Origin of the sequence: Kitasatospora sp. NPDC057512 (genome assembly GCF_042802135.1) — a bacterium.
Lineage (GTDB): Bacteria > Actinomycetota > Actinomycetes > Streptomycetales > Streptomycetaceae > Kitasatospora.
The window spans coordinates 1-5922 of the sequence record NZ_JBHVET010000555.1; the positions used below are offsets into that span (position 1 = coordinate 1).

The following is a 5922-nucleotide window of genomic DNA, read 5'->3' on the forward strand; positions in this document are numbered from 1 at the left end:
GAGCCGCTCGCATCGGCGCCGGCCTCGGGGCGGTCGTCGCCCAACGGCGGCTACCACAGGCTCACTTCGGGGGCCTTGACGACGTTCAGCGGCGTAGGCACGGTACGTCCCCCTGACGGTGCGGCCGATGTGCACCGGCCCCTGGTAGACGTTGCCGCCGTTGAACGACGCATCGCCCCCCACGTTCACCCCGCCCGGCGCGCGCGGGGCCGCGAGGGTGTCGTCCGCCCCGCCCGGCGCCGCGCCCGGTGCGGGGTCCGGCGGGCCGGCGGGCGGGCCGTCGGGGCCGGGCTCCTCCGGCCCCCCGTCGTCCGGCAGCGGTGCCGGCCGGGGCCGTCCGGGCAGCCGGACCCAGGCCGGTGTGGCGCCGTCCTTGAGGCGCAGCCGGGCCGGGGCGTAGTCCTCGGGGTCGACGAAACGGCCGCCGTGGCAGACCACCTCGCGGTAGAGCGAGTCGGAGACGACCACGACCAGGTCGGCCCGGTCCCGGTCGAGCAGCCGGCGGGCCGCCTCCGCATCGGCGAGCCGGCAGGCGAGGTCGACGGCGTGGCCGCTGATGCCCTGGGCGTCGTGCATCACCGGGCCGACGTGCAGGGCTATGCGCAGCCCCAGCCGCATCGCCAACTCCGCGTTCAGCTGCCGCAGTTGCTCATGCACCTCGGTGACCCAGACGCCGAGGATCCGGGCGGGCGGGATGTCGGGGCCGAGGGCCGCCAGGATGCCGTCGCCCCGGTCCTCCCGGTGGACGGCGCCGGCCGGCACTCCGGCCTCGGTGAACGCCTGGTCGATCACGGCGTACAGCCGCCGGCGCATCCGGGTCTTCCTGGCGTCGTCGTAGGCGCCGGACCTCCGGACGTCCACGCTGACCACCAGCTTGTACACGGCGTCGACTGCGTGGTCGAGCACGGTCACCCCCGCGGTTGTCTTCGACATGCCGCCAGAATCCGGCGCCGCATGCCGGGTTGTCTGTGATGCTTTACATGCGGGCCCGGAGTCCGGTTCCACGCCGGCCCCAGGCGTTCGGGTCTCAGGTGCTCGGACGGCCCCCCGCTCCCGGCCCGTACGGCCCCTGGGCGAGCAGCAGGAGCGGGGCGGGGTCGAGGATCTCGACCATCCGGGTGCCGGTGCGCACCAGTCTCTGGTCGCGGAGCAGCTTCAGGGCCTTGGCCACCGCTTCGCGGGTGGCGCCGACGGTGGCCGCGAGGTCGTCCTGCGCCAGGTGCACGACGGCGGTCGAACCGCCGCCGGGGCCACGGGAGTCGGGCGTCCGGGCGGTGGCGCCGGTGGCGGAGAGCTCGACGAGGCGCCTGGCCAGGCGCTGCACCACGGTGAGCGAGGCGAAGGCCGAGCGCTCACGGTCGGACTCCCTGAGTCGCGAGGCGAGTTGGGACATCACCTGACTGCCGACCCGGGGGGTCTCGGCCAGGAACCGCCGGAACCGGTCGCCGGGGATCACGAGCGCCTGGACCGCGCCGAGCGCCTGTGCGGTCGCGCTGCGCGGCCGCTCGTCCAACGCGGCCAGCTCGCCGACCAGTTCGCCCGGGCCGCGCAGGCCGAGGACCAGCCGGGTGGCCCCGCGGTCGGTGGCCACGTAGACCATGGACCAGCCGGCCAGCACCAGGAGGACGTGGGTGGTGCGGTCCCCCTCCGTGACCAGGTGCCGCCCGGGAGCGTAGGCCTTCGGGGCTCCGAGTGCGAGAAACGCCTCATGGTCGTGCGCGCTCAGGGTACGGGCGAACGGCAGGTCATCGCCGAGCAGGCCCATGCCACCCCCAAAGATCGTCAACGGCCTTGATTCGGTCCGACGTTGGGAGATCGTAGACCTGCCGGAGGCGAATTTCGGCCAAAGCCGCCACAACGCACCCAAGATGGTGCGCAGGGGGTGAATGAGTCTCCTGTGGCGCGCGGGGAAGGGCCCTGGGCCGCTCGCGGAGGCGCCGGCTCCGCAACCCCGCGCCTCCGCCCCGCCCCCGCCCCCGCCCCCGCAGCGACGTACCGTTCGCGGCGGCCGGCGTCCTCAGGAGGTCGGCGCCAGCAGGCGGTCGGTGACGACGCGGACGATCTCGCCCTGGTGCCGGGCCAGGTAGAAGTGGCCGCCGGGGAAGACGTGCAGGGCGGACCCGCCGGTGGTGTGGTCGCGCCAGGACCCGGCCTCGTCGACGGTCGCCTTCTCGTCGCTGTCGCCGACCAGGGCGTCGACCGGGCAGGAGAGCGGCGGGCCCGGCCGGTAGCGGTAGGTCTCGACGGCCTTGTAGTCGGCCCGGACCGCGGGGAGGATCATCCGCAGCAGCTCCGGGTCCTGCAGGGCCCGCGGGTCGGTGCCGTCCAGCTTGCGGAGTTCCGCCACGATGCCGTCGACGCCCCGGAGGTGGACGTCCTCGTCCCGGTGCCGGGAGGGGGCGCGGCGGCCGGAGGCGAACAGGGCGACCGGCGGGGTGCCGAGGTCCTCCAGGCGTCGGGCGACCTCGAAGCCGACGACCGCGCCCATGCTGTGGCCGAACAGGGCGAGCGGCAGGTCGCGGTGGGGCAGCAGCGCCTCGGTGACCCGGTCGGCGAGGGCCTCCACGGTCTCGACGCAGGGCTCGTGGCGCCGGTCCTGCCGCCCCGGGTACTGGACCGCGAGGACCTCGATCTCGGCCGCGGTGGCGGCGGACATCGGGTACCAGTAGCTCGCCGATCCTCCCGCGTGGGGCAGGCAGACCAGGCGGACCCGGGCGTCCGGGGCCGGGTGGAAGCGGCGGATCCAGCTGTCGGCCGCGCCGTCGGTGAGCGTCATGGTGTTCCGGTGGTCCCTTCTGGACGGGGTCCTCGCCCCGCCGGCGGGTCCTCCCCACTCCGAGCCTGGTGCAGGCCGGACGGCCGGACAACCCCTCACCACCACCCCCCTTCTCCTGCGGCGGAGCCGGCCGGGACAAGGGCCCGTAGGGGAACCGTAGGGGTGCGGCCCGTACCGACCGCTGGACGAGACTGCCACGGGATACCGAATGATGCGTCACCCCTCTCTGTTCTCCGGGAGTCCCCAGCCTCCCGTGCTGTTTCCGCGTGCCCAAGGAGCCGTTGACATGCCGCGTACCGAGCTGATCAGGCCGCTGCCCGAACTGCTGCGCTCCCAGGCCGCGTCGCTGCACGACAAGCCTGCCTTCCGGGACGGCCGCCGGTCCGTGGGCTACGCCGAGCTGGAGCTCCGGACCGGACGGCTGGCCGGCCACTTGGCGGCCCTGGGCCTGGACCGCGGCGGGCGGGTGGCGATCCACCTGGACGCCGGTGTCGAGGTGGTGGAGGCGTACCTGGCCGCCGTCCGGGCCGCCGGTGTCGCCGTCCCGGTCAACCCGCACTCCAGCGACGAGGAGCTGGCCCACATCCTGGACGACAGCGGGGCCGCCGTGGTCGTCACCGACACCCGGCACCTGGAGCAGGTGCTGCGGCTGCGGGCCGACCGGCCCGGACTGCTGGTGGTCGTCTCGGGTGCGGCGGCGCCGGACCTGCCGTCCTTCGAGGAGCTGGCCGCCACCGAGCCCCCGGTGCCGCCGCGCGACGACCTCGGCCTGGACGAGACCGCCTTCATGCTCTACACCTCCGGCTCCACCGGCGCGCCCAAGGGCGTGCTGTCGACCCAGCGCAGCTGCCTGTGGTCGGTGGCGTCCTGCTACGCGCCGCTGCTCGGGCTCTCCCGCGACGACCTGGTGCTCTGGCCGCTGCCGCTGTTCCACAGCCTGGCGCACATCGTCTGCGTGGTCGGCGTCACCGCGACCGGCGCGACCGCCCACATCATGCCGGGCTTCTCCGCCGACGAGGTGCTGGCCGAGCTGCGCGGCGACGCGTACACCTTCCTCGCCGGCGTGCCCGCCCTCTACCACCACCTGCTGCGGGAGGCCGACGCCGGCCGCCCGGACCTGCCGCGGCTGCGGGTCTGCCTGTCGACCGGCGCGGTGACCTCGGCCTCGCTGGCCCGGGACTTCGAGGACGCGTTCGGCATCCCGCTGCTCAACAGCTACGGCTCCACCGAGACCTGCGGCGCGATCGCGACCGAGGCGCCGGGCGCCGAGCGGGTCTCCGGTTCGTGCGGCCTGCCGGTCCCCGGCCTGGAGGTGCGGGTGGTCGACCCGGAGACCGGGATCGACACCGACCCCGGGACGGAGGGCGAGGTGTGGGTCCGCGGGCCGAGCCTGATGCGGGGCTACCACAACCGGCCGGAGGCCACCGCCGAGGCGCTGCGGGACGGTTGGTACCGGACCGGCGACCTGGCGGTCCGGGCGGCCGGCGGCCAGCTGACGATCAGCGGGCGGCGCAAGGAGCTGATCATCCGGGGCGGGGAGAACATCCACCCGGGCGAGATCGAGGACGTCGTCCGCGCCGTGCCCGGCGTGCTGGACGTCGCCGTGGCGGGCCGGCCGGACGAGGTGCTCGGCGAGGTGCCGGTCGCGTTCGTGGTCGCCGCGCCGGAGGGCGTCGACGCCGAACTGGTCTTCGCCGCCTGCGCCGAGCAGCTGTCCTGGTTCAAGGTGCCGCAGGAGGTCCGGGCGATCGCCGCCGTGCCGCGCACCGCCTCGGGCAAGGTCACCCGGCACCGGCTGTTCGACCAGCCCGGCACCCTGCTCGGCGCCCGGGGCGTCCGGCAGGAGTCGCTGTACCGGATGGACTGGGTGCCACTGCCCGCCGGGCCCGTGGAGCCGGTGCGCGCCGCGCTGCTGGGGAGCCGGGCCGACGGAGCGGACTGGCTGGACGGCTTGGACGGACCGGACGGCCTGGCGGTGGAGCGCTACACCGACCTGGCGGAGCTCACGGCGGCCGGTGCGCCCGAGGTCGTCTACCTGCCCTGGCCCGCCGCCGACCGGGAGTCCGGCCCGGAGCCGGTCGCGGACGCGGCCCGGCGGACCGCCCGCGAGGCCGCCGAACTGCTGACCCGCTGGCTCGCCGACGACCGGCTGCGGGACACCCGCCTGGTGGTGCTGACCCGGGGCGCGCTGGCCGTGCACCCGGGCGAGGAGGTCCCGGGGCTGGCGCAGGCTCCGCTCTGGGGGCTGCTGCGCGCCGCGCAGACCGCGCACCCCGGCCGCTTCACCGTGGCCGACCTGGACGGCGAGGCCGCCTCCTCGGCCGCCCTGCCGGCCGGTCTGGCCACCGGCGAGCCGCAGTTCGCCGTCCGCGGCGGGGTGCTGCGGGCGCCCCGCCTGGTGCCGGTCACCGCCGCCGCGTCCGGCCGCCGCCTCGACGGCACCGTGCTGGTCACCGGCGCCGACGGGACGGCCGCGGCCGCGATCGCCCGACGGCTGGTCGCCGAGCACGGCGTCCGCCACCTGGTGCTGGCCTCCACCACCCCCGACTCGGCCGCGCTGGCCGTGGAGCTCAGTGAGTCCGGGGCGGAGGTCACCCTGGCCGCCTGCGACGCCGCCGACCGTGCGTCCGTCGCCGAGCTGCTGGCGGGCGTCCCGGCCGAGCACCCGCTCACCGCGGTGGTGCACGCGGCCGGCTCCCCCGGGCTGGCCGCCGGCGGGCAGGCCGACCGCTGGGTGCGGACCGGCGTAGACGGTGCGGTGGTCCTGCACGAGCTCACCGCCGGGCTCGACCTGACGGCCTTCCTGCTGGTCTCCTCCACCGGGGCCCTGCGGGGCGCGGACGAGGGCGACCACGGCGACCACGGCGGCTGCGCCGCGTTCCTGGACGCGCTGGCCCAGCACCGCCGCGCCACCGGCCGGCACGCCGTGTCGCTGGCCTGGGACACCACCGACCCGGGCGCCGTCTCCGACGCCGAGCTGGGCGCGCTGCTGGACGCCGCGCTGGGCGGCGCCGACACCCCCGTGGTCGCCACCCGGGACACCACCGGCGTCCTCTTCCGCGACCCGGCCGCCGCCGACGGCGCGGCGGACACCGTGTTCGCCGCCCGGCTGCGCGCGCTGCCCCGGGCGGAGGCCCGGCAGGCGC

Annotated in this window: 4 protein-coding genes; 1 reads left to right on the top strand and 3 read right to left on the bottom strand. The window is 76.2% G+C overall.

The window, feature by feature from the left end:
• The 3 genes from ACFU6K_RS28925 to ACFU6K_RS28935 form a co-directional block, all read right to left on the bottom strand.
• Nucleotides 1-933, bottom strand: a 933-nt coding sequence (locus tag ACFU6K_RS28925; protein WP_380667909.1) for a hypothetical protein, incomplete at its 3' end; no start/stop codon positions are given.
• 94 nt (nucleotides 934-1027) lie between these two features.
• On the bottom strand, nucleotides 1028-1765 hold the full coding sequence (locus ACFU6K_RS28930) for a Crp/Fnr family transcriptional regulator (RefSeq protein WP_380667914.1): 738 nt from the start codon (nucleotides 1763-1765) through the stop codon (nucleotides 1028-1030).
• A gap of 252 nt (nucleotides 1766-2017) precedes the next feature.
• Nucleotides 2018-2776, bottom strand: coding sequence for a thioesterase II family protein (locus ACFU6K_RS28935; protein WP_380667911.1), 759 nt, complete (start codon nucleotides 2774-2776; stop codon nucleotides 2018-2020).
• A 286-nt stretch (nucleotides 2777-3062) separates the two neighbouring features.
• On the opposite strand from ACFU6K_RS28935, the gene ACFU6K_RS28940 reads away from it, so the two are divergent.
• Nucleotides 3063-5922 (top strand): SDR family NAD(P)-dependent oxidoreductase (locus tag ACFU6K_RS28940; RefSeq protein ID WP_380667912.1); only part of this gene is annotated, 2860 nt, incomplete at its 3' end.